The sequence below is a fragment of the Blautia caecimuris genome (assembly GCF_024622975.1).
Classification (GTDB): domain Bacteria; phylum Bacillota; class Clostridia; order Lachnospirales; family Lachnospiraceae; genus Blautia_A; species Blautia_A caecimuris.
In genome coordinates this window covers 157,042-176,706 of record NZ_JANJZT010000002.1, presented here as the reverse complement: position 1 = coordinate 176,706, position 19,665 = coordinate 157,042, and the positions used below count along the sequence as shown (strand labels likewise).

The 19,665-nt window shown below is 44.2% G+C and carries 17 protein-coding genes, 1 tRNA gene and 1 pseudogene; 14 read left to right on the top strand and 5 right to left on the bottom strand.

The features are described 5' to 3' along the window. The first annotated feature begins 86 nt into the window (after positions 1 to 86). From ilvD to NSA57_RS02290, 4 genes are all read left to right on the top strand, one after another. Positions 87 to 1,763 carry a dihydroxy-acid dehydratase gene (gene ilvD, locus NSA57_RS02305; protein ID WP_138269805.1) on the top strand — a complete coding sequence of 559 codons (1,677 nt, stop codon included), beginning with the start codon at positions 87 to 89 and terminating at the stop codon, positions 1,761 to 1,763. Positions 1,764 to 1,901: 138 nt separating this feature from the next. Continuing rightward, positions 1,902 to 3,590: a biosynthetic-type acetolactate synthase large subunit gene (ilvB, locus tag NSA57_RS02300; protein WP_257463869.1), complete on the top strand. Its 1,689-nt coding sequence runs from the start codon at positions 1,902 to 1,904 to the stop codon at positions 3,588 to 3,590. Further along, complete coding sequence (serC, locus tag NSA57_RS02295; RefSeq protein WP_173752333.1) at positions 3,574 to 4,656, top strand: 3-phosphoserine/phosphohydroxythreonine transaminase; 1,083 nt, start codon at positions 3,574 to 3,576, stop codon at positions 4,654 to 4,656. The genes ilvB and serC overlap by 17 nt, the downstream gene beginning before the upstream one ends. After that, complete coding sequence (locus NSA57_RS02290; protein WP_138269808.1) at positions 4,656 to 5,819, top strand: phosphoglycerate dehydrogenase; 1,164 nt, start codon at positions 4,656 to 4,658, stop codon at positions 5,817 to 5,819. The genes serC and NSA57_RS02290 overlap by 1 nt, the downstream gene beginning before the upstream one ends. A 56-nt stretch (positions 5,820 to 5,875) precedes the next feature. Here NSA57_RS02290 and NSA57_RS02285 read toward each other — a convergent pair whose 3' ends face one another. From NSA57_RS02285 to NSA57_RS02275, 3 genes are read right to left on the bottom strand one after another with little or no spacing between them, the layout of a single operon-like run. Beyond that, entirely contained in the window at positions 5,876 to 6,202 is a 327-nt protein-coding gene (locus NSA57_RS02285) for a branched-chain amino acid transporter permease (RefSeq protein WP_257463868.1), read from the bottom strand. Then, on the bottom strand, positions 6,199 to 6,921 hold the full coding sequence (locus NSA57_RS02280) for an AzlC family ABC transporter permease (protein ID WP_257463867.1): 723 nt from the start codon (positions 6,919 to 6,921) through the stop codon (positions 6,199 to 6,201). Before NSA57_RS02280 ends, NSA57_RS02285 begins: the two co-directional genes overlap by 4 nt. Before the next feature lie 19 nt (positions 6,922 to 6,940). Further along, positions 6,941 to 7,912: a carbohydrate kinase family protein gene (locus NSA57_RS02275; RefSeq protein ID WP_257463866.1), complete on the bottom strand. Its 972-nt coding sequence runs from the start codon at positions 7,910 to 7,912 to the stop codon at positions 6,941 to 6,943. A 259-nt stretch (positions 7,913 to 8,171) separates the two neighbouring features. Between NSA57_RS02275 and glgB the strand changes: the two genes are divergently transcribed. From glgB to NSA57_RS02255, 4 genes are all read left to right on the top strand, one after another. Next, complete coding sequence (gene glgB / locus NSA57_RS02270) at positions 8,172 to 10,349, top strand: 1,4-alpha-glucan branching enzyme (RefSeq protein WP_257463865.1); 2,178 nt, start codon at positions 8,172 to 8,174, stop codon at positions 10,347 to 10,349. Positions 10,350 to 10,437: 88 nt separating this feature from the next. Next, positions 10,438 to 10,776 (top strand): hypothetical protein, encoded by a 339-nt coding sequence (locus NSA57_RS02265; protein ID WP_257463864.1) that lies wholly within the window; start codon positions 10,438 to 10,440, stop codon positions 10,774 to 10,776. Between the two features lie 606 nt (positions 10,777 to 11,382). Next, the gene (locus NSA57_RS02260; protein WP_257463863.1) at positions 11,383 to 11,640 is read left to right on the top strand and encodes a type II toxin-antitoxin system RelE family toxin; all 258 of its coding nucleotides are present in this window, start codon (positions 11,383 to 11,385) and stop codon (positions 11,638 to 11,640) included. Next, positions 11,633 to 11,818 (top strand): hypothetical protein, encoded by a 186-nt coding sequence (locus NSA57_RS02255; protein WP_022066741.1) that lies wholly within the window; start codon positions 11,633 to 11,635, stop codon positions 11,816 to 11,818. The genes NSA57_RS02260 and NSA57_RS02255 overlap by 8 nt, the downstream gene beginning before the upstream one ends. A gap of 599 nt (positions 11,819 to 12,417) precedes the next feature. On the opposite strand, the pseudogene NSA57_RS02250 reads toward NSA57_RS02255, so the two are convergent. Both NSA57_RS02250 and NSA57_RS02245 read right to left on the bottom strand, forming a co-directional pair. Beyond that, positions 12,418 to 13,052, bottom strand: a pseudogene (locus tag NSA57_RS02250) (IS256 family transposase); the annotation flags it as partial. Between the two features lie 290 nt (positions 13,053 to 13,342). Next, a complete protein-coding gene (locus NSA57_RS02245; protein ID WP_257463862.1) occupies positions 13,343 to 13,537 on the bottom strand; it encodes a hypothetical protein in 195 nt (64 codons plus the stop codon). A 326-nt stretch (positions 13,538 to 13,863) separates the two neighbouring features. Here NSA57_RS02245 and NSA57_RS02240 point away from each other — a divergent pair. The 6 genes from NSA57_RS02240 (at position 13,864) to NSA57_RS02215 (ending at position 19,665) form a co-directional block, all read left to right on the top strand. Continuing rightward, positions 13,864 to 13,936, top strand: a tRNA-Thr gene (locus tag NSA57_RS02240). Positions 13,937 to 14,237: 301 nt separating this feature from the next. Continuing rightward, on the top strand, positions 14,238 to 15,593 hold the full coding sequence (locus tag NSA57_RS02235; RefSeq protein WP_257463861.1) for an amidohydrolase: 1,356 nt from the start codon (positions 14,238 to 14,240) through the stop codon (positions 15,591 to 15,593). A gap of 225 nt (positions 15,594 to 15,818) precedes the next feature. After that, the gene (locus NSA57_RS02230) at positions 15,819 to 16,913 is read left to right on the top strand and encodes an ABC transporter ATP-binding protein (RefSeq protein WP_257463860.1); all 1,095 of its coding nucleotides are present in this window, start codon (positions 15,819 to 15,821) and stop codon (positions 16,911 to 16,913) included. 2 nt (positions 16,914 to 16,915) lie between these two features. After that, positions 16,916 to 17,782: an ABC transporter permease gene (locus NSA57_RS02225; RefSeq protein WP_022066745.1), complete on the top strand. Its 867-nt coding sequence runs from the start codon at positions 16,916 to 16,918 to the stop codon at positions 17,780 to 17,782. Beyond that, entirely contained in the window at positions 17,779 to 18,585 is an 807-nt protein-coding gene (locus tag NSA57_RS02220; RefSeq protein WP_173752324.1) for an ABC transporter permease, read from the top strand. The genes NSA57_RS02225 and NSA57_RS02220 overlap by 4 nt, the downstream gene beginning before the upstream one ends. 48 nt (positions 18,586 to 18,633) lie before the next feature. Continuing rightward, entirely contained in the window at positions 18,634 to 19,665 is a 1,032-nt protein-coding gene (locus tag NSA57_RS02215; RefSeq protein ID WP_022066747.1) for a polyamine ABC transporter substrate-binding protein, read from the top strand.

Sequence of the window (19,665 nt, the reverse complement as noted above, 5' to 3'; positions counted from 1 at the left end):
AGATCAGCTGCAATTACCGGATTTTATCTTACAGAAAAAATCAGTGGGGCTGATCTGTCTTACGACATAGAAGGGAGAACATACACATGAGAAGTGATGCAGTAAAAAAAGGTTCACAGCAGGCTCCGCACAGGTCCCTGTTTAATGCTCTTGGATTTACAAAGGAAGAAATGGAACGTCCCATGGTAGGAATTGTAAGCTCTTACAATGAAATTGTTCCCGGACATATGAATCTTGACAAAATAGTGGATGCAGTAAAACAGGGAGTTGCCATGGCTGGCGGAACCCCTGTTGTATTCCCGGCCATTGCAGTCTGCGACGGCATTGCCATGGGACATACAGGAATGAAATATTCTCTTGTTACAAGAGATCTGATCGCGGATTCCACTGAGGCAATGGCAATGGCTCATCAGTTTGATGCCCTGGTGATGGTTCCGAACTGTGACAAGAATGTTCCGGGCCTTCTGATGGCAGCTGCCAGGATCAATGTGCCAACGGTATTTGTAAGCGGAGGTCCTATGCTTGCAGGACGTATCCACGGACACAAAACCAGTCTTTCCAGTATGTTTGAAGCAGTGGGCGCTTATGCGGCAGGAAATATTTCTGAGGATGAGCTGACAGAATACGAAAACAAAACCTGCCCTACCTGCGGATCCTGTTCCGGTATGTATACTGCAAACTCCATGAACTGTCTTACAGAGGTTCTGGGTATGGGGCTTGGCGGAAACGGAACGATCCCGGCCGTTTATTCTGAAAGGATCCGTCTTGCCAAACATGCAGGAATGCAGGTTATGGAAATGTACAGAAGAAATATCCGCCCAAGAGATATTATGACAGAGGAAGCCATTCTCAACGCTCTGACTGTGGATATGGCTCTTGGCTGTTCCACAAACAGCATGCTTCATCTTCCGGCTATTGCCCATGAGATCGGCATGGATTTTGATATCAGCTTTGCGAACAGCATCAGTGAAAAAACTCCAAACCTCTGTCACCTTGCTCCGGCAGGACCTACTTATATGGAAGATTTAAACGCAGCAGGCGGCGTTTATGCAGTTATGAACGAGCTGGATAAAAAAGGACTTCTTCATACAGAGTGTATGACTGTCACAGGAAAGACTGTGGGAGAAAACATTAAAAACTGTGTAAACCTGAATCCTGAGGTAATACGCCCCATTGACAATCCATACAGCCAGACAGGAGGACTTGCAGTCCTGAAAGGAAACCTTGCTCCTGACGGAGGAGTGGTAAAACGTTCTGCGGTTGTGGAAGAGATGATGGTTCATGAAGGACCGGCCAGAGTGTTTGACTGTGAAGAGGATGCCATTGACGCCATCAAGGGCGGAAAAATTGTACCGGGAGACGTAGTTGTAATCCGTTACGAAGGCCCGAAAGGCGGACCGGGAATGAGAGAAATGCTGAATCCTACTTCCGCAATTGCAGGCATGGGACTTGGCTCTTCAGTGGCTCTTATTACGGACGGAAGGTTCAGCGGCGCATCCAGAGGAGCCTCCATCGGACATGTTTCTCCGGAAGCGGCAGTAGGAGGACCTATTGCTCTGATCGAAGAAGGAGATATCATCAGTATTGATATTCCGGCACTGAAACTGGAAGTAAAGGTTTCCGATGAGGAAATGCAGGCAAGAAAAGAGAGATGGCAGCCCAGAGAACCAAAAGTAACCACAGGATATCTGGCAAGATATGCGTCTATGGTAACCTCCGGAAACCGCGGAGCGATCCTTGAGGTACCGAAGATCCAGAAATAATGAAAAAAATGATCTGTTATAAAAAGAAGTCTGAAAAATATTTTACAGGTATCATAAAACAGCAACAGTTTTACAGGGGATCAATATAAGATTGAAGAGATATACCGGAAAATACAGAGGGAATAAGGAGGAGACGATATGCAGCTGACAGGCGCGGAAATTATCATAGAATGTCTGAAGGAACAGGGCGTGGATACCGTTTTTGGCTATCCGGGCGGGGCTATCCTGAACGTCTATGATGCACTTTATAAATACAGAGATGAGATCCATCATGTTCTGACCTCCCATGAGCAGGGAGCGGCTCATGCGGCAGACGGCTATGCACGTGCAACCGGAAAAGTAGGAGTGTGTATGGCAACTTCAGGACCGGGAGCCACAAACCTGGTAACCGGAATCGCCACTGCATATATGGATTCTGTTCCGGTAGTGGCGATCACTGCAAACGTAGGAAAACCTCTTCTGGGAAAAGATTCCTTCCAGGAAGTGGATATTGCAGGAATCGTTATGCCGATCACCAAGCACAGTTATATTGTAAAGGATATCACCAAGCTTGCGGACACCATACGAAAGGCTTTTTATATTGCAAAGAGCGGACGTCCGGGGCCGGTTCTGGTGGATGTGACAAAGGATGTGACAGGGGCGCTTTATGATTATTCTCCCCGCCGTCCGGCAACCGTAAACCGTGAGACAAGCGAGATCCACAGGGAGAATGTGGAACAGGCAGTAAACATGATCTGCAAGGCGCAGAAACCGTTTATTTTTGTTGGCGGCGGTTCTGTGATCTCCGGCGCATCGGAAGAAATCGCAGAGCTTTCTCACAGGATTCAGGCTCCGGTCTGCGACAGCCTTATGGGGAAAGGCGGATTCTCAGGAGAAGATCCATATTATACGGGAATGCTGGGAATGCATGGAACAAAAACCTCCAATCTGGGAGTCAGTCAGTGCGATCTTCTGATTGTTCTGGGAGCCCGGTTCAGTGACCGTGTAACCGGAAATGCAAAAACCTTTGCCAATAAAGCAAAGATTCTTCAGATAGATATTGACGCTGCGGAAATCAATAAAAACGTTCTGGTGGATGCTTATATAGAAGGCGACATCAAGGAAGTTTTAAGAAGGCTTCTGGAGGAAATCCCGGAGAAAAAGCATCCTCAGTGGATGGAACATATTCAGGAGATGAAGGCAAAATATCCTCTGAATTACGATCATACCCAGCTTACCGGACCGTATATCATTGAAAAACTTTATGAACTGACCGACGGAGATGCAATTATCACTACAGATGTGGGACAGCATCAGATGTGGGCGGCTCAGTATTATAAATACAAAGAACCGAGAACATTTTTAAGCTCCGGCGGCCTGGGAACCATGGGATTTGGTCTGGGGGCAGCTATCGGAGCAAAAATGGGAAGACCGGAAAAAACTGTGGTAAATATCGCAGGTGACGGATGTTTCCGGATGAACATGAATGAGATTGCAACAGCAGTGCGCTGTGGAAAACCACTTGTGCAGATCGTTCTGAACAACCATGTTCTGGGAATGGTGCGCCAGTGGCAGACTTTATTCTACGATCACAGATATTCGCATACTGTATTAAATGATGCAGTGGATTTTGTGAAGATCTCCGAGGGCATGGGGGCAAAGGCAATCCGTGTCACAAAAATGGAGGAAGTGGAATCTGCGCTTAAAGAAGCTCTGTCTTCTGATGGTCCGGTGGTTTTGGACTGTTGGATCGATCAGGATTTAAGTGTATTTCCAATGGTGCCTGCCGGGGCAAATATTGATGATGTCTTTGACGAGGAGGATATGAAAAATGAGCAGAGTGTATAACTTTTCCGCCGGACCGGCTGTACTGCCGGAACCGGTACTGAAAGAACTGGCAGAAGAAATGATGGATTATCAGGGCTGTGGCATGTCTGTGATGGAAATGAGTCACAGAAGCCCTGAATTTCAGAAAATCATTGATGAGGCGGAGCAGGATCTGAGAGATCTGATGAACATTCCGGACAACTATAAGGTGCTTTTTTTGCAGGGAGGGGCATCACAGCAGTTTGCAATGATTCCCATGAACCTGATGAAAAACGGGGTGGCAGATTATATTGTCACCGGACAGTGGGCCAAAAAAGCTTATCAGGAAGCGCAGAAGTACGGCAAGGTCAATAAGATCGCATCTTCTGAGGATAAGACCTTTTCCTATATTCCGGACTGCAGTGATCTGGATATCAGTCCTGATGCCGATTATGTGTACATCTGCGAAAACAATACCATTTACGGAACAAAATTTAAAACTCTTCCCAATACAAAGGGCAAAACTCTGGTGGCAGATGTTTCCTCCTGCTTCCTTTCCGAGCCTGTTGACGTAAGTAAATACGGAATCATTTACGGCGGAGTCCAGAAAAATATCGGACCTGCGGGAATGGTGATCGTGATCATTCGTGAAGATCTGATCACTGAGGATGTCCTTCCGGGTACACCTACCATGCTCACCTACAAGACTCACGCAGACGCAGGATCCCTTTATAATACTCCAAACGCTTACTGCATCTATGTGTGCGGAAAGGTATTTAAGTGGCTGAAGTCCATGGGCGGACTTGAGGAGATGAAACGAAGAAACGAAGAAAAAGCAAAGATCCTTTATGATTTCCTGGATGAAAGTAAGCTGTTTAAAGGAACGGTGGAGCCGGAATCCCGCTCACTGATGAATGTTCCGTTTGTTACAGGAGATAAAGAGCTGGATGCGAAATTTGTAAAAGAAGCAAAGGCAGCAGGCTTTGTAAATCTGAAAGGTCACAGAACCGTGGGCGGCATGCGCGCCAGCATTTACAACGCAATGCCGAAAGAGGGAGTGGAAGCCCTTGTTGCTTTTATGAAAAAATTTGAGGAGGAGAATGCGTAATGTTTCAGTATCACTGCCTGAATCCCATTGCCGAAAGAGGCCTGAACATGTTCAGTGAGGATTACACAAAAACAGAAAATATCAATGAAGCGGACGCTGTTCTTGTAAGAAGCGCCAGGATGCATGATATGGAGCTTGGCGATTCTGTAAAGGCTATTGCCCGCGCCGGCGCCGGTGTAAATAATATTCCTGTTGATGCCTGCGCGGAACAGGGAATCGTTGTTTTTAACACTCCGGGGGCCAATGCCAACGGTGTAAAGGAGCTGGTAATTGCAGGAATGCTCCTTGCCTCCCGCGACATTGTGGGCGGCATTGAGTGGGTAGCCGGTCAGAAGGACAAGGAAAACATTGATAAGCTTGCGGAGAAGCAGAAAAAACAGTTTGCAGGCTGCGAGATCAGCGGCAAAAAGCTTGGAATCATCGGCCTGGGAGCCATTGGAGCCATGGTTGCCAATTCTGCTACTCATCTGGGAATGGAGGTTTACGGCTATGATCCGTATATTTCCATTGACGCTGCATGGAATCTTTCCAGAACCATCAAACACAGCAAATCCCTTGATGAGATCTACAGCCAGTGCGATTACATTACCATTCATGTGCCGCTTCTTGACAGCACACGCAAAATGATTAACAAAGAAGCCTTTGACAAAATGAAAGACGGAGTGGTTCTTTTAAACTTTGCCAGAGATCTTCTTGTTGATGAAGAAGCGCTGATCAATGCACTGGAAAGCGGAAAAGTGAAAAAATATGTGACAGATTTTGCAAATCCTCTTGTGGCAGGCCGGGAAGGGATACTGGTAACTCCTCATCTGGGAGCTTCCACAGAGGAATCAGAAGAAAACTGTGCAGAAATGGCAGTAAAAGAGCTTCGGAATTTCCTTGAAAACGGAAACATTAAAAATTCTGTGAATTTCCCCAACTGCGACATGGGAATCTGTGTGGCAGTGGGACGTATTGCTATCTGTCATAAAAATATCCCCAATATGATCAGCCAGTTTACCAAGATCCTTGGCGGAGAGGGCGTGAATATTGCGGATATGACAAATAAGAGTAAGGGCGAGTATGCCTATACTCTTATTGATCTGGAGAGCACAGTTTCAAGAGAGGCGCTTGAAGAACTTCGTGCTGTAGAGGGAGTATCCAAGGTTCGTGTGGTAAAATAAAATTGATTTGCAGAAAAGGGTCTTACTGAAAAAGTGGGGCCTTTTTTTGATCAGATTTAAAAAACAAGCTGTACCAGGACCATGTATAGAATTGTCCCTCCGGCAATGGACAGCAGCATCTGCCGTTTCCACAGGTGGAGAAACACCACTGCAAGAATGGACAGAAATTCAGGGATACCATGGCTGCCGGTAAAAATGCTTACGTTTTTCAGACAGTAGACCACAAGCAGTCCAAACACAGCCGGAGGGAGAACCTTTCCCAGATATTGAATGTATTTGGGAGTGGCTTTTCCTGCCGGGAAAAGAAGAAAGGGCAGAAAACGTGTCAGGACAGTCCCAAGCATTACCATTGCAATGGTAATGATCTGTTCTGTAAGAGTCATTGGTTTTCACCTCCTCTGGTCAGAGGCGTCCGGAGAAAGGTCAGCATGGCAAGGAGCATCAGCATGGCGGGAATGATGAAACGGTCCGGACCGAAAATAATCAGGCAGATAAGAGAAAGCAAAAGCCCAAGAACAGAACAGGTATGGCTCTTTTCTTTCATCCATTGTTCCATAAAGATTACCACAAACATGGCTGTCATGACAAAATCCAGTCCCTCTGTACTGAAGTGAATCAGAGAACCGAAGATGCCTCCCAGAGTGGCGCCGGTTACCCAGTAAATGTGATTATACAGGGTTACAAAAAACATGAACCAGCTTCGATCCACATCTTCAGGGATTTCTGCGGCATAGTTTATGGAAAAACTTTCATCGCACATACCGAAGATCAGATAGAATTTTTTCAGACCGGCTCCCTGGTATTTTTCCAGCATGGAAATACCGTAAAAAAGATGACGGGCGTTAATCATCAGAGCCATGGCCAGTGCCTGAACAGGATGGAAGGCGCCCAGAAGAAGATTTACGGTAACAAATTCAATGGATCCGGCAAAAATTGTCAGGCTCATGAGCATGGGATACCAGAAGCTGAATCCTGAAGCATTCATGTAAATACCATAGGTCATGCCCAGAAACAAAAAACCTGTCAGAATAGGTATGGTGTGAGGAAAGGCACACCGGGCTGCTTTTTTTATGGTGTGCCTTTCTCTGGAAGATTTATTCATAATCTGTTCCACGGAAAAATTACTGTCTGGATGCGATAAATTCCAGAACTTCTTCTCTGGACGGCATAACGCGAAGCGCGCCTTTTCTGGTGGTGATCAGAGAAGCGGCTGCGTTGGCAAAGGTCAGAAGCTCTTTTAAGTTTTCTGCAGTCAGATCCTCCAGACCATGCTCCAGAACATAGTTGAGAGCGCTTGCGCAGAAAGTATCTCCGGCGCCGGTAGTTTCAATGGTGTTTTCCTGAAGGAAAGGAGCAGCCTCCACTCTGAGATCCTTGTAATAAGCGCGGCTTCCGTCTTTTCCCATAGTGATAAGCACCAGAGGAATGTTGTATTTTTCGCGGATCAGGGCAGCGCCTTTGTCGTAATCAGTGGTTCCGAAAAGAAATTCTACTTCATTGTCAGAAATTTTCAGTACATCGCATTTTCCCATTCCGTATTCGATCTCTCTGCGTGCATCGTCCAGAGAATTCCACAGAGGAGGGCGGAGATTCGGATCAAAAGTAATGATACAGCCGGCCTCTTTTGCCAGTTCAATGGCATGACGGGTCGCTTCTCTGACACCTTCATGGGTGGAAGAAAGAGTACCGAAATGGAAAATACGGGAATCTTCAATCAGTTCTTTCTGAACCTCTTCCTTTGTGAGCATCATATCTGCGCCGGGATCACGATAAAAAGAAAAATCTCTGTCCCCGTCCGGATAAGTATGGACAAAAGCAAGCGTAGTATGATGCTTATGGTCCATGATCAGGTTGCGTGTATCAATTCCAACTTCCTCTACAGCCTTTTTTAACTGATTTCCGAACATATCGTTTCCGACTTTGCCAATAAAGGCTGTTTTTTTGCCAAGCTTCTGCAGCATGGCAAGGACATTGCAGGGAGCGCCGCCCGGATTTGCCTCCATCAGAGGATTCCCCTGAGCGCTGTCGCCGTTTTCGGTAAAATCGATCAGCAGTTCACCAAGTGCTGTTACATCGTATTTTCTGTTTTTCATAATAAACCTCCTTAAGTATCTTGTGATCCACACAGACTCCTGAGCTGGCAGGAACAGACCGGCAATCTGTATGTTTTCGCTATTATCAATTTAGCGTAGGGAATCAATTTTGTCAAACAAAATTCGGACAAATCTTTATTTTTTACAGTAAAAATGGTAAAATAACAATATTACAGATTCTTTTGCAGGGGAGAATCCATTTGTTTTAGATAATGGAGAGCCCTTTTTGCCGGAGGAATCAGTTAGGAGGTTGGAGAAGATGAACGGAAAAGCGTATGACTATATGGACTGGCCAGGAATTGAAGCGATCATATACGGGGAGGAAGTATCTCCAAAAGATATTATGGCTCCAAGGCTCACTCCGGACGGGATACTGCTGCAGGGCTTTTTCCCGGAGGCAGAAAAGGCCGAGGCGGTGATAGAGAAAAAGGCATATTCTATGGAAAAGGAAGATGAGGCAGGATATTTTGCAGTTCTTGTGCCCGGAAGAAAAATTCCTTCCTATTCTTTCCGTGTAACAAAAAACGGAGAAACAAAGGAGTTTGAAGACCCTTATGCCTTTTCTGGACAGATGACAGAGGAAGAGGAAAAGGCTTTTTGTGCAGGAGTATATTATCATGCCTATGAAAAAATGGGCGCCCATGTGATGACCATAGACGGAACAGAAGGAACCAGCTTTGCCGTGTGGGCTCCAAATGCGGTAAGCGTAAGCGTTGTGGGAGATTTTAACGGCTGGGACGGCAGAGGTCATCTGATGCACAGACGGCCCATGTCCGGTATTTTTGAACTTTTTATTCCAGGAGTAAAAAAAGGAGATCTTTATAAGTATGAGATCAGAATCCGGGGAGGTCAGAAGGTTCTGAAAGCGGATCCCTATGGAACCTGCACAGAGGCTTTTCCCGCCACAGCATCCATAGTGGACAAAGCTGCCGGAGACATTACCTGGACAGATGATTTCTGGATGGCGGAGCGTAAAAAATATGCGGACAGGAATCAGCCGGTATCTATTTACGAAACGGACCTGACTCAATGGAAAAACGGGGAAGAACTTGTTTCCTTTGTAAAAAAACTGGGCTATACCCATGTGGAGCTTCATCCGGTTATGGGATACCTGGACGAAGAGGCAGGGCCTTATTCTACATTCTCTTACTATGCACCTAACCGTAGATATGGCGTGCCGGAGGATTTTGCCCGTCTGGTCAATGAACTCCATAAAGAAAATATCGGTGTGATACTGGACTGGACTCCGGCTCATTTTCCGCGTCATGGAGAAGGACTGGAGCGCTTTGACGGAACACCTCTTTATGAGATTCCGGATCCGGCAATGGCAGTCCATCCTATGTGGGGAACCCTTCTTTATAATTATGAAAGTCCAATGGTAAAGGAGTTCCTGATCGCCAATGCGTTTTACTGGACAGAGGTGTACCATGTGGACGGATTCCGTGTGGATGATGTGGATTCCATGCTTTATCTGGACTATGGAAGAGAGGGCGAAAGCTGGCGGCCAAATCTTTACGGAACCAACGAAAACCTGGCGGCAGTAGAATTTCTGAAGCATCTGAATTCAGTTATGAAGAAAAAGCACCCCGGTGTTCTTATGATCGCTCAGGAGGACGGACTGTGGCCGGAGCTTACAGATGATGTGGAAAACGATCATATTGGTTTTGACTATAAATGGAACAATAACTGGACCAGTGATTTTATTCATTATCTGGAGCTGGATCCCGTTCAGCGTCAGTATGACCATGATCAGCTTACTTTGTCCATGCTCTATGCTTACTGCGAGCATTATGTACTGACACTGGGAACAAGAAGTGCCGGGGAGATCAGTGAATTTATGGATAAGCTTCCGGGCGATGAGAAACAGAAGCTTGCCCAGATAAGAGCTGCCTATACGTATCAGATGCTTCATCCGGGAATTAAAATGACTTCTCCGGGTAAAGAGCTTTCCCGGGAAATGGAAACATTTTTCCATGATCTGAATGAGCTTTACTGTTCTCATCCCGCGCTGTGGCAGAAAGACCATGAATATGAAGGTTTTGAATGGATCCAGCTGATGAAGTATGAAGAAAATGTACTGACCTTTATGAGGAAAACAGAAAAACCGGAAGAAACCCTTGTAGCGGTGGTGAATTTTGCGGCAGTACCCTATGAAAACTACCAGATCGGCGTTCCTTTTAAGGGTAAATACAAAGAAATCTTTAACAGCGACCGAAAAGAATACGGAGGTATGGGTGCCGGAAATCCAAGGGCAAAATCCAGTAAGGCAGAGGAATGTGATGAGAGAGAAAATTCTCTGAAGATACGGATTCCGGCTTTTGGAGCCGTAGTGCTGTCCTGTACACTGGCAGAAAAAGCAGAAAAGAAGCCGCTGAAAAAGCCGGCTGCCCGTAAAAGATCAACAGCAAAAAAAACATCCAAAAAGCCTGCGGCCTGAAAAAAGAAGGTGGCGAAAAATTTGGACTTTCAAGATTGTAGCCCCTGTTTTCTGATGATATAATAAAAAAGGCAAGGAGACCACTTTCATGTTAAAAATGATGATCCGCATGGATGATGATAAGATAACGACAGAGAAAAAATACCATTTGGACAGTATTTACAGTACAATCAATAACACATTCCTTACAGTGGGACTTTCTCGTATTGAGGATGGTTCTGGTGCGTTAGTATATCGTGATTGTGGACGGGCAAGGGATTTCAGCCTGTTTGGGAAAATAGTCAACACTTTGAAAAGGCAGACTTGGTTTATGGATAATGTAGCCGTTTGGCGTTTATATGACAGTGATGATTCCGACAGCCCCGAAGATTTTAATGAAGAAGATCTGCTGACCCATTACAGAGAAAAACAGGCTATGAGGGCTTGATCTTTTGGAGAGAAAATATTTTAAGGCACTGAATTTTTGACAGAATTATTAAAACCATCAGAAGACATTGTAATCGACGATTCACTTCTGATTGCTCCATCCGAGGAACCAACAGAATAAGGATACATATCAGGCAGGACATGAAAAATGTCCTGCTTTTTGGGCTCTATGTCAAGTTTTGGGGTGGGATTCTTAGGAATCTCGCCCCGTTACTGCGTTTGGAGCCTTTTTTACATTTTTAAGTTCTATACTTATATTTGGGCATGAAAAATAAACCTTCGTGCCAGTCTTGTTTATAAGTTTCTATTTAAATTGTCGTTCATCTCGTTCTATCTTCATAACATCACCTGATATAATTTTACATTTCATGTGATATTATTTGAACGATTATAAATTTCATACAACCGACTATTTATTTTTATAATAAGGGCAATAAATTTGACTTCCGTATTTTAATTATACATTCATTCTCTAAATTCATTCAAAAATATTTTGACCGCTTTATTAAATCCTAAAATGAAATTTTAGGAATACCGAAACCATTCAAAAATATACTAGTCACATATAGTATAAAATGGTATAATATATTTAAAAGAGGAGAATATAATGCAGATAAAATACAAAAAGAAAGCTGTAAAATATATTAATTCAGCGGACAGTCCTACAAAAAGACGTTTACGGGAAGCTATTGAAAAAATACCATTTGGTGACATCAAAAAACTAATAGGTTTCGACAATGAATATCGTTTAAGAGTTGGAGATTTACGTGTGTTATTTACGATTGAAAATGATATTGTAACTATTAACGATATAAAGCCCAGAGGTCAAGTATATAAAAAAATTATAGGAGGAAAAAATGAGTAGAGAGACTATAAAATATTTGATTGATATGATCCCCGAAAAAGACATTGATACAATTTATAGAGTTTTAGTGCGTTTTGTTCCTGAGACAGAACCACTTCCGGACGAAATAGAAGCAATATTAGAAGCAAAAGCAGATACATCTCCGACAATTTCTCATAACGAGATTAACTGGGATTAAAAGCAAATTTATAAAAGTTTTCAAAAAGAACAGGTTTTATCTTGTTCTTTTTTTATACTCAAAATTAATGTAAAAGCAGGCACAGAAAGGAGAACAAAATCATGAAAAAACAATGAAAACAATCGAACTTAGAAACCACCTTTACAAAATGGCAGAGGACAGCACTTTAGGATGGAAATACTCTTCCGATCACAAAGCTTACATGGAAATGATTGATTATCACACCGGAAAAGTTTATGCACTGGAGCATGATGTATTCGATCAAGAATACTCAAAGGGAAGACGGTTAATCCAGGTGAAATTGCAACTTTTCAGGATGTGCCTGTTATTGGTGTTTTTGATATGCGGAATGTAGATGAACCTGATATCTGGGGCAACGCAAATTATTTGAAATACATTCGTAAAAAAACTTTGACTTTTCAAGGAAAGATTGATTATCTCAAGGATAAACTTGCTAAAATAGGACAAGCGAAATCACAGTTTGCTTTTCATGTATACGAGCATGTAAAGGAACAATGCCCCAACGCAGATGCAACTTTTAAGGAAAATTTAATTACTATGGTGGGTGTACCGGGATTCCATTTGCTTGAAGAAGCTGGATATATTGAACTGCTTTCATTTTCGCCCACTATAATGCTTAAGACTTCTTTCATGCCATCTTCATTGATTCCAAGTACCACAATGCTGCCAGCTTCCTGATCACACCATCATCCCGTACAGAGAAGTGCACAGCATCAATAAAAACGATTGGATACACAGGTGACAAAGGACGGTTCTGCCATTCCTCGATTTTTGGAAGGAGCTTATCTGTGATATCGGATACCATTCCTTCACTGACTTCAAACCCATAAATATCCTCTATGGTTTCTGAAATCTGCCGTGTAGTCATCCCCTTGGCATACATTGCAATAATCTTATCATCAATCGCAGAAATATCCTTTTGACGTTTTGGGAGCACTTGCGGTTCAGAAGAACTTTGGCGATCCTGAGGTACATCTACTTCGAATTCACCGTATTTACTACGAACAGTTTTAGACTTTGTTCCATTACGGTAATTAGGCTCACCAGATCTTTCATAACGATCGTATCCAAGATGATTGTCCATTTCTGTTTCAAGCATATCTTGAAGGGCTCCGGAAAGCAGATCTTTAAGTGCCTCCTGAATATCCTCAGCTGATTGGATATCGTATTCCTGGAGTAGTCCCTGAATAAGATTTCTTTTTCCTTCTGTCATCGGTTTTGGTTTGTAAACTTCTTTTTTCTGTTTGCCATAATAAAAGGCCTCCTATGATTTAATATATTTTATCATAGAAGCCCTTTATAGTGTTTAATTTACAGAGATTTTTTTACAGGCTCATTTGCGCTTATCAGCCAATCTATAACCATCATATCCTATACTTTCCCCCATAATACAATCTTCGTATCCATCATAAGTAGATCTTTTTACTTCCGAAAATTTTTCCTTTTTGAGCCATTTAAGTATTCCACCGCCGAAAGTCTGAGATCTTACTTCTTTGCTTTTGTCTACAATAGTTTGTTTTTAAGACTTTTCTTAGCATCTTTATACTTTTCGTAATAAGCATCCTTTTTGGCGTTGATTTCTGCATTGGTTTTTCCGTAGAAATAGTTACCGTTTACATCTTTGTAGAATTTATATTTGATTCCATTAATTGTTTTGGTTCCCCATGAACCTTCTCCATTTTTTCTTCGACTTGCCATTGCATCATACCTCCAATCATCCAAAACGTATGTTCGCAATAGCTGATTAGTTTTTTAATTTTACTTGACAATCTTATATTTGTGCATTAAGATAATAAATGTGTTTGGAGAACACGTTGTACTTTTACCATAACTATAATGAAAACTATGGTAAAAGTAAATAGGGTAAAAGCAGGAAAGAAATTACCATAGTTTTACCATAGTTAGAATAACATTAGATGGTATTATAAGGTACAGCGAAGTAATACTTAACCAGTTGGAAAATCTGCTAAAAACCCTTATAACATGCGGAAATAAAGGAAAATCTTTGATTTCCGTTGTCACAGGCTGGAATAGCTCAGTCGGTAGAGCACTTCACTCGTAATGAAGGGGTCGTGAGTTCGAGTCTCATTTCCAGCTTTTATGATACAGATATCAGTAAGTGATATATACGATCCAAATAAAATGACTGTTCTTTCAGAAAATGAGAGAACAGTTTTTTGTTTTTACAGGAAAAACCAGGAGCAGGAAGGTTGTTCAGGAAAACGGAAATGTTGCTTTTGCAAATGGATTTTGGTTTTGCTGACACTTGCAATAGACAGAGATTATGGTATGATTAAATATCAGTAAGATGTTTCAGATCATGTATAAACTGACAGAAAGGATAAGCGAAACCCCATCCTTTTTATTGGCGATATACTTATTTATGAGGAGAACCGTTATGGATGAAACAGAACAGCGGATCATTGATCTTATAGAAGAGCACAGACAGGAGATTCTGGATTTTGCCAGGGATATTGAAGGGCATCCGGAGCCTGGCTTTCAGGAAGTACGAACAGCGAAAAAAACAGCAGAGCTTCTGAAAAAATATGGATATGAGGTTCAGGAGGGAATTGCCCTGACCGGAGTCCGGGGCGGCTGGAACAGCCAGGACGGAGGTCTGGAACGGATATCCGGAGCAGGAAAAAACGCTGCAGGAAAAAGTACGGGAAAGTTTCCGAATATTTCAGTGATCGGGGAGATGGATGCCATTGGATGCAAAGCTCACCCGATGGCAGATGCGCAGAACGGCACAGCCCACGCCTGCGGCCACCATGCTCAGATGGCTGTGCTGGCCGGGGCGGCAATGGTTTTTGCAGATCCTGAGATCAGAAAACAGATTACAGGCTCTCTGACTTTTTTGGCTGTGCCTGCAGAAGAATACATTGATGCAGATAAAAGAACAGCCCTTCGGAAACAGGGAATCTGTTTCGGTTCCGGCAAAAGTGAAATGATCCGAAGAGGAGAGTTTGACAATACAGATCTTGTGATGACGACTCATGTACATATGGTTCCGGTTGAAGAGGACTTTTATCTGGGGAATCCTGCCTGCAATGGTTTTACAGCAGAACGAGTGACCGTCCGGGGAAAAGCAGCCCATGCAGCCATTGATCCCTGGAATGGCGTCAACGCGCTAAGTATTGCCTCAAGCGCCATTCAGATGATGGGACTGATGCGGGAAAACTTCCGGGAGGAGGATCATGTGCGGCTTCACAATGTAATCCGAAAAGCCGGAGATGTGGTAAACAGTGTGCCGGATGAGGCGGTTGTGGAAACAAAGATCAGAGCATCTTCTCTGGAACGGATTCAGGAAGTACAGGAGATGATCGACCGGGCCTATGACGGAGCTGCCTATGCTTTCGGCGGAAAAATTGAAAGAGAAAGGATTCCCGGCTACATGCCTGTCCGTCCAAGGGAGGCGGATCCGGCGCTGGTTCAGGCGGCAGAGGCGTTGGGAGTTTCTTTTCGTACTGTGAAGCCGGGAGACTTTAACAATGCATGTACGGATATGGGAGATCTTACCCAGCTGTTTCCGATAGTAAATTTTACCTTCCGGGGCTTTGAAGGCCGGCTTCACGGAGAAGATTTCCGGATCACAGATGAAGAAAAGGCATATATTCTTCCGGCAAAGCTTATGGCGCTTGCCATTTACCGGCTTTTGAGAAACGATGCCCGGGAGGCAAAAAAAATCGTGGATGATTTCACTCCGGTTTTTGACAAAAAACAATATATAGAGTATATTGAAAAGCAAATGTAAATATATAGAGTTACTGATCACTCCGTTCACAGAAACCTGGTCAAAACGCATTCCAAATCGCTTTTGTTGATGGCATTTTGCCCCGTATGTCCCGGAACTTTGGAATATATATCAGAACACCTTCCGGGACAGTGAGGTGCAGACAGTAACGATATAAATAAAAGCATCCCGGACAGAAAATGTGTGCGGGACAGAAACAGTAAGGAGGCAGTATAAAAAACAGAGATGACAGAAAAGTGTTTGGAATTAAAAAATATCAGAAAAGGATTTTCAAATGAGGAGGAAGTTTTAAAGGGCATCAGTCTTGCTATTGAAAAAGGTGAGTTTATTACCCTTCTGGGATCTTCCGGATGTGGAAAGACAACAACGCTGCGTATTATTGCAGGACTTGAAATGCCGGATGCGGGACAGGTGTTTCTGGATGGAAAGGATGTAACTGCTCTGAATCCGGAGGACCGGGATGTAAACACGGTATTTCAGAACTATGCTCTTTTTCCTCATATGAATGTGGCAGATAATATCGGTTACGGTCTGAGGCTGAAAAAGGTTCCCAGGACTGAAATCCGCAGAAGAGTAAAGGAAATGCTGGAGCTGGTGCAGCTTCCCGGCTATGAAAAAAGAAAGCCCTCTGAGCTTTCAGGCGGTCAGAAGCAAAGAGTTGCCATTGCCAGAGCCCTTATTAATAATCCGAGGGTGCTTCTTCTTGACGAGCCTCTGGGAGCTCTTGACCTTCAGCTGAGACGGGCCATGCAGGTGGAATTAAAGCGGCTCCAGAAAAAGCTTGGCATTACGTTTATTTATATTACTCACGATCAGGAGGAGGCTATTAACATGTCCGACCGGATCGCGGTAATGAATCACGGAACCTTTGAACAGATCGGAACTCCGGATGAAATCTACAATCATCCCCGCACAAGCTATGTGGCAACCTTTGTGGGAAATGCGAATATCCTGAAAGGAGTGGCAGGAGCCACAGAAAACGGAAAGGTAGCTGTTAATATTTCAGGAGGCCATATTCAGGCGGATTCTCACAATGAGACAATCCGGCCCGGAGAAAAAGTGACTCTGGCAGTGCGGAGCGAAAACATAAGAATTGACGAGGAATGTTCCTGCGGCCTTTCGGCAGTGGTAACGGAAAAAACCTTTGCAGGAGGACTTCTTCGGGTTGTTCTGAAGCTTACAGACGGGACAGAGCTTGTGGCAAGCCGCTATGGCATAGATGCGAGAGTGCAGCAGGGGCAGACAGTCAGCGTGTGCTTTGCGCCGGAGGATGCGGTTCTTGTAGACCGGGATGCTGTCCGGGAAGGCGGGGAGGCCTGAGGATGAAAGGAACAAAAGCAAAAAAGAAAACCACCTCAGTGTGGATGATCCTGCCTCTGTATTTTTTTACGCTGGTGTTTGTGGCAGGACCTCTTATTTATATGGTGGCTCTTAGCTTCGCCCAGCCGGGAAGCGGAACCTCCGTGGAGTGGAACCTGACCCTGGAAAATTACAGAAAAATTCTGGACCCGGTTTATCTTCAGACCTTCCGGGAATCCTTTCAGCTTGCCCTGACCAGTACGGTGATCATCTGTCTGGTGGGATATCCTTTCGGGTATTTTATGGCAAAAATGTCTGATACCTGGAAAAAAAGAGCCATGCTTCTTCTGATGCTGCCCTTCTGGATCAATTCCCTGATCCGTCTTTACGGATGGATCATCATCCTTCAGAACAAGGGTGTGCTGAATTATATTTTAAAGGGGCTGGGTATCATTGATAAGCCGCTGAAAATCCTGTACAGCTATCCGGCTATTGTAGTGGGTATGGTTTATGTACTTCTGCCCTTTATGATCCTTTCCGTATATTCCAGTGCGGAAAAGCTGGACTGGTCTCTTGTGGAGGCAGCCCGTGACCTTGGGGCGGGAAAAATAAAGGCATTCTGGACCGTTTCCTTTAAGCTGACCCTTCCGGGACTTCTGTCAGGAGTGATCCTTACCTTTATTCCGTCTATGGGACTGTTCTTTATAGCGGACATCCTGGGAGGAAATAAGATCGTTCTGGTAGGAAGTCTGATCCAGGAGCAGATGACAAGGGGAAATAACTGGCCCTTTGCGGCAGCTCTTGCAGTGGTGCTGATGATCCTTACCTCACTGATGATCGGTCTTTACCGTAAAATAACAAATGTAAAAGAATTGGAGGGAATCGGATGAAAAAAAATACGAAGCTCTCCGGGCTGTATCTTGGAATTGTGTTTTTTCTGATGTATCTGCCGGTGGCAGTGGTGATTATTTTTTCCTTTAACGAGTCCAGGCTTCCTGTGCGGTTTACGGGATTTTCCCTTAAATGGTATCAGGAGCTTTTAAATGACAGAGCCATGATCGAGGCTCTGGGAAACAGTCTGGTACTGGGCGCAGCAAGCTGTCTTGTTTCCGCGGTGATCGGAACTCTGGGAGCAGTGGGACTTTCCAGAATACACTGGAAAACAAAAGGGGCTCTGGAATATATATCCATTCTTCCGCTGATGATCCCGGAGATCATTCTGGGAATGGTACTGATGGCATTCTTTTATCTTCTGGATATGCCGTTCGGAATGCTGACTCTTCTTCTGGGCCACACGGTTTTCTGTGTTCCCTATATTCTGATGGAGGTAAAAGCAAGACTTGCAGGAATGGATCCGTCTCTGGAAGAGGCGGCCCGTGATCTTGGCGCAGGAAGCTTCCGGGCTTTCTGGGATATTACGCTGCCTCTTATTATGCCGGCAGTTATGTCAGGCTCTCTTCTGGCATTTGCCATGTCCATGGATGATGTGGTGATCAGTATTTTTGTAAACGGACCCCGGATCTCCACCCTGCCCGTAAAGGTTTACACACAGCTGAAAACAGGAGTGACGCCTGAGATCAATGCACTCTGTACCCTGATGCTTGCATTTACTCTGGCAGTGCTTCTGGTGTATACGCTGATCACCAGACTGGTAAAAGGGAAAAACAGACTCTTTTCAACAAAACAAAAATAGGTTATACTAAAATAGTACAGATTAAAATAACAGATAGAGGAGGACAACATGAAAAAATCATTTGTAATGGCGTTATGTGCAGCTCTGACAGTAACTGCGGCAGCGGTTCCGGTCAGCGCAGATTCTGATAAGGAGCTGGTACTGTTTACCTGGGAAAATATGTTCCCCCAGGAGGTACTGGACGGATTTGAAAAAGAAACAGGCGTAAAGATCATATATTCCAACTTTGACACAGACGAAACCATGCTGGAAAAGCTTTCCATGGCAAAGGGCGGAGATTATGACATTGTAATTGCGGACGATTACATTCTGGAAAATGTGATCCAGGAAGGCCTGGCAGAAAAGCTGGATAAATCAAAGCTGTCCGGCTTTGAAAATATCAACCCTCTTTATCAGGGCCAGTTTTATGACCCGGAGGATGCATATACGGTTCCTTATGGTGCAGGAATCCCCCTGATCGTGTATGATCCGGAAATGGTTGACATTGATATTAAGGGATATGCAGATCTCTGGGATCCGTCTCTGGAAGACAGCATTGCCCTGGTTGCCAACTACCGTGTGATCAATGGAATCACCAATCTGATGCTTGGAAAGAGCATGAATGAAGAAGATGTAGATTCCATCAAAGAAACCGGAGAAAAGCTTCTGGAGCTGGCTCCCAACGTGCGTCTGATCCAGGATGACAACACACAGAATGCGCTTCTGAACGGAGAGGCAAGTGTGGGCTTTCTTTATACTTCACAGGTAACGGCTGCTCTTGCAGAATATCCGGAGCTTGAAGTGGTTTATCCGGAAGAAGGTCTGGGATTCGGAATTATGGGAATGTTCATTCCAAGCGAGGCTCCAAATAAGGAGGCTGCATACCAGTTTATGGACTATATCCTTCAGCCGGAGATCGCAGCACAGTGTACAGATTTTATCGGCTACTACAGCACAAATAAAGCGGCAGACGAGCTGGTAAATCCGGATCTGGTAGTGCCGGATTCAGTGAAAAAAGGCGATATTGTACAGAATGTAAGTGCAGAGGCAGAAGAGCAGTACAGCAAAAACTGGACAGAATTCAAGGCAGCCTGCGACTGA

What these genes read in the sequence shown, in the direction of transcription:
- NSA57_RS02260 (WP_257463863.1), top strand. Translation starts at nt 11,383, where the DNA reads ATGCAGATAAAATACAAAAAGAAAGCTGTAAAATATATTAATTCAGCG.
- NSA57_RS02275 (WP_257463866.1), bottom strand. Translation starts at nt 7,912, where the DNA reads ATGAAAAACAGAAAATACGATGTAACAGCACTTGGTGAACTGCTGATC.
- NSA57_RS02285 (WP_257463868.1), bottom strand. Translation starts at nt 6,202, where the DNA reads ATGACTCTTACAGAACAGATCATTACCATTGCAATGGTAATGCTTGGG.
- NSA57_RS02255 (WP_022066741.1), top strand. Translation starts at nt 11,633, where the DNA reads ATGAGTAGAGAGACTATAAAATATTTGATTGATATGATCCCCGAAAAA.
- ilvB (WP_257463869.1), top strand. Translation starts at nt 1,902, where the DNA reads ATGCAGCTGACAGGCGCGGAAATTATCATAGAATGTCTGAAGGAACAG.
- serC (WP_173752333.1), top strand. Translation starts at nt 3,574, where the DNA reads ATGAGCAGAGTGTATAACTTTTCCGCCGGACCGGCTGTACTGCCGGAA.
- NSA57_RS02225 (WP_022066745.1), top strand. Translation starts at nt 16,916, where the DNA reads ATGAAAGGAACAAAAGCAAAAAAGAAAACCACCTCAGTGTGGATGATC.
- NSA57_RS02265 (WP_257463864.1), top strand. Translation starts at nt 10,438, where the DNA reads ATGTTAAAAATGATGATCCGCATGGATGATGATAAGATAACGACAGAG.
- NSA57_RS02290 (WP_138269808.1), top strand. Translation starts at nt 4,656, where the DNA reads ATGTTTCAGTATCACTGCCTGAATCCCATTGCCGAAAGAGGCCTGAAC.
- NSA57_RS02235 (WP_257463861.1), top strand. Translation starts at nt 14,238, where the DNA reads ATGGATGAAACAGAACAGCGGATCATTGATCTTATAGAAGAGCACAGA.
- NSA57_RS02215 (WP_022066747.1), top strand. Translation starts at nt 18,634, where the DNA reads ATGAAAAAATCATTTGTAATGGCGTTATGTGCAGCTCTGACAGTAACT.
- NSA57_RS02245 (WP_257463862.1), bottom strand. Translation starts at nt 13,537, where the DNA reads ATGGCAAGTCGAAGAAAAAATGGAGAAGGTTCATGGGGAACCAAAACA.
- glgB (WP_257463865.1), top strand. Translation starts at nt 8,172, where the DNA reads ATGAACGGAAAAGCGTATGACTATATGGACTGGCCAGGAATTGAAGCG.
- NSA57_RS02280 (WP_257463867.1), bottom strand. Translation starts at nt 6,921, where the DNA reads ATGAATAAATCTTCCAGAGAAAGGCACACCATAAAAAAAGCAGCCCGG.
- ilvD (WP_138269805.1), top strand. Translation starts at nt 87, where the DNA reads ATGAGAAGTGATGCAGTAAAAAAAGGTTCACAGCAGGCTCCGCACAGG.
- NSA57_RS02230 (WP_257463860.1), top strand. Translation starts at nt 15,819, where the DNA reads ATGACAGAAAAGTGTTTGGAATTAAAAAATATCAGAAAAGGATTTTCA.
- NSA57_RS02220 (WP_173752324.1), top strand. Translation starts at nt 17,779, where the DNA reads ATGAAAAAAAATACGAAGCTCTCCGGGCTGTATCTTGGAATTGTGTTT.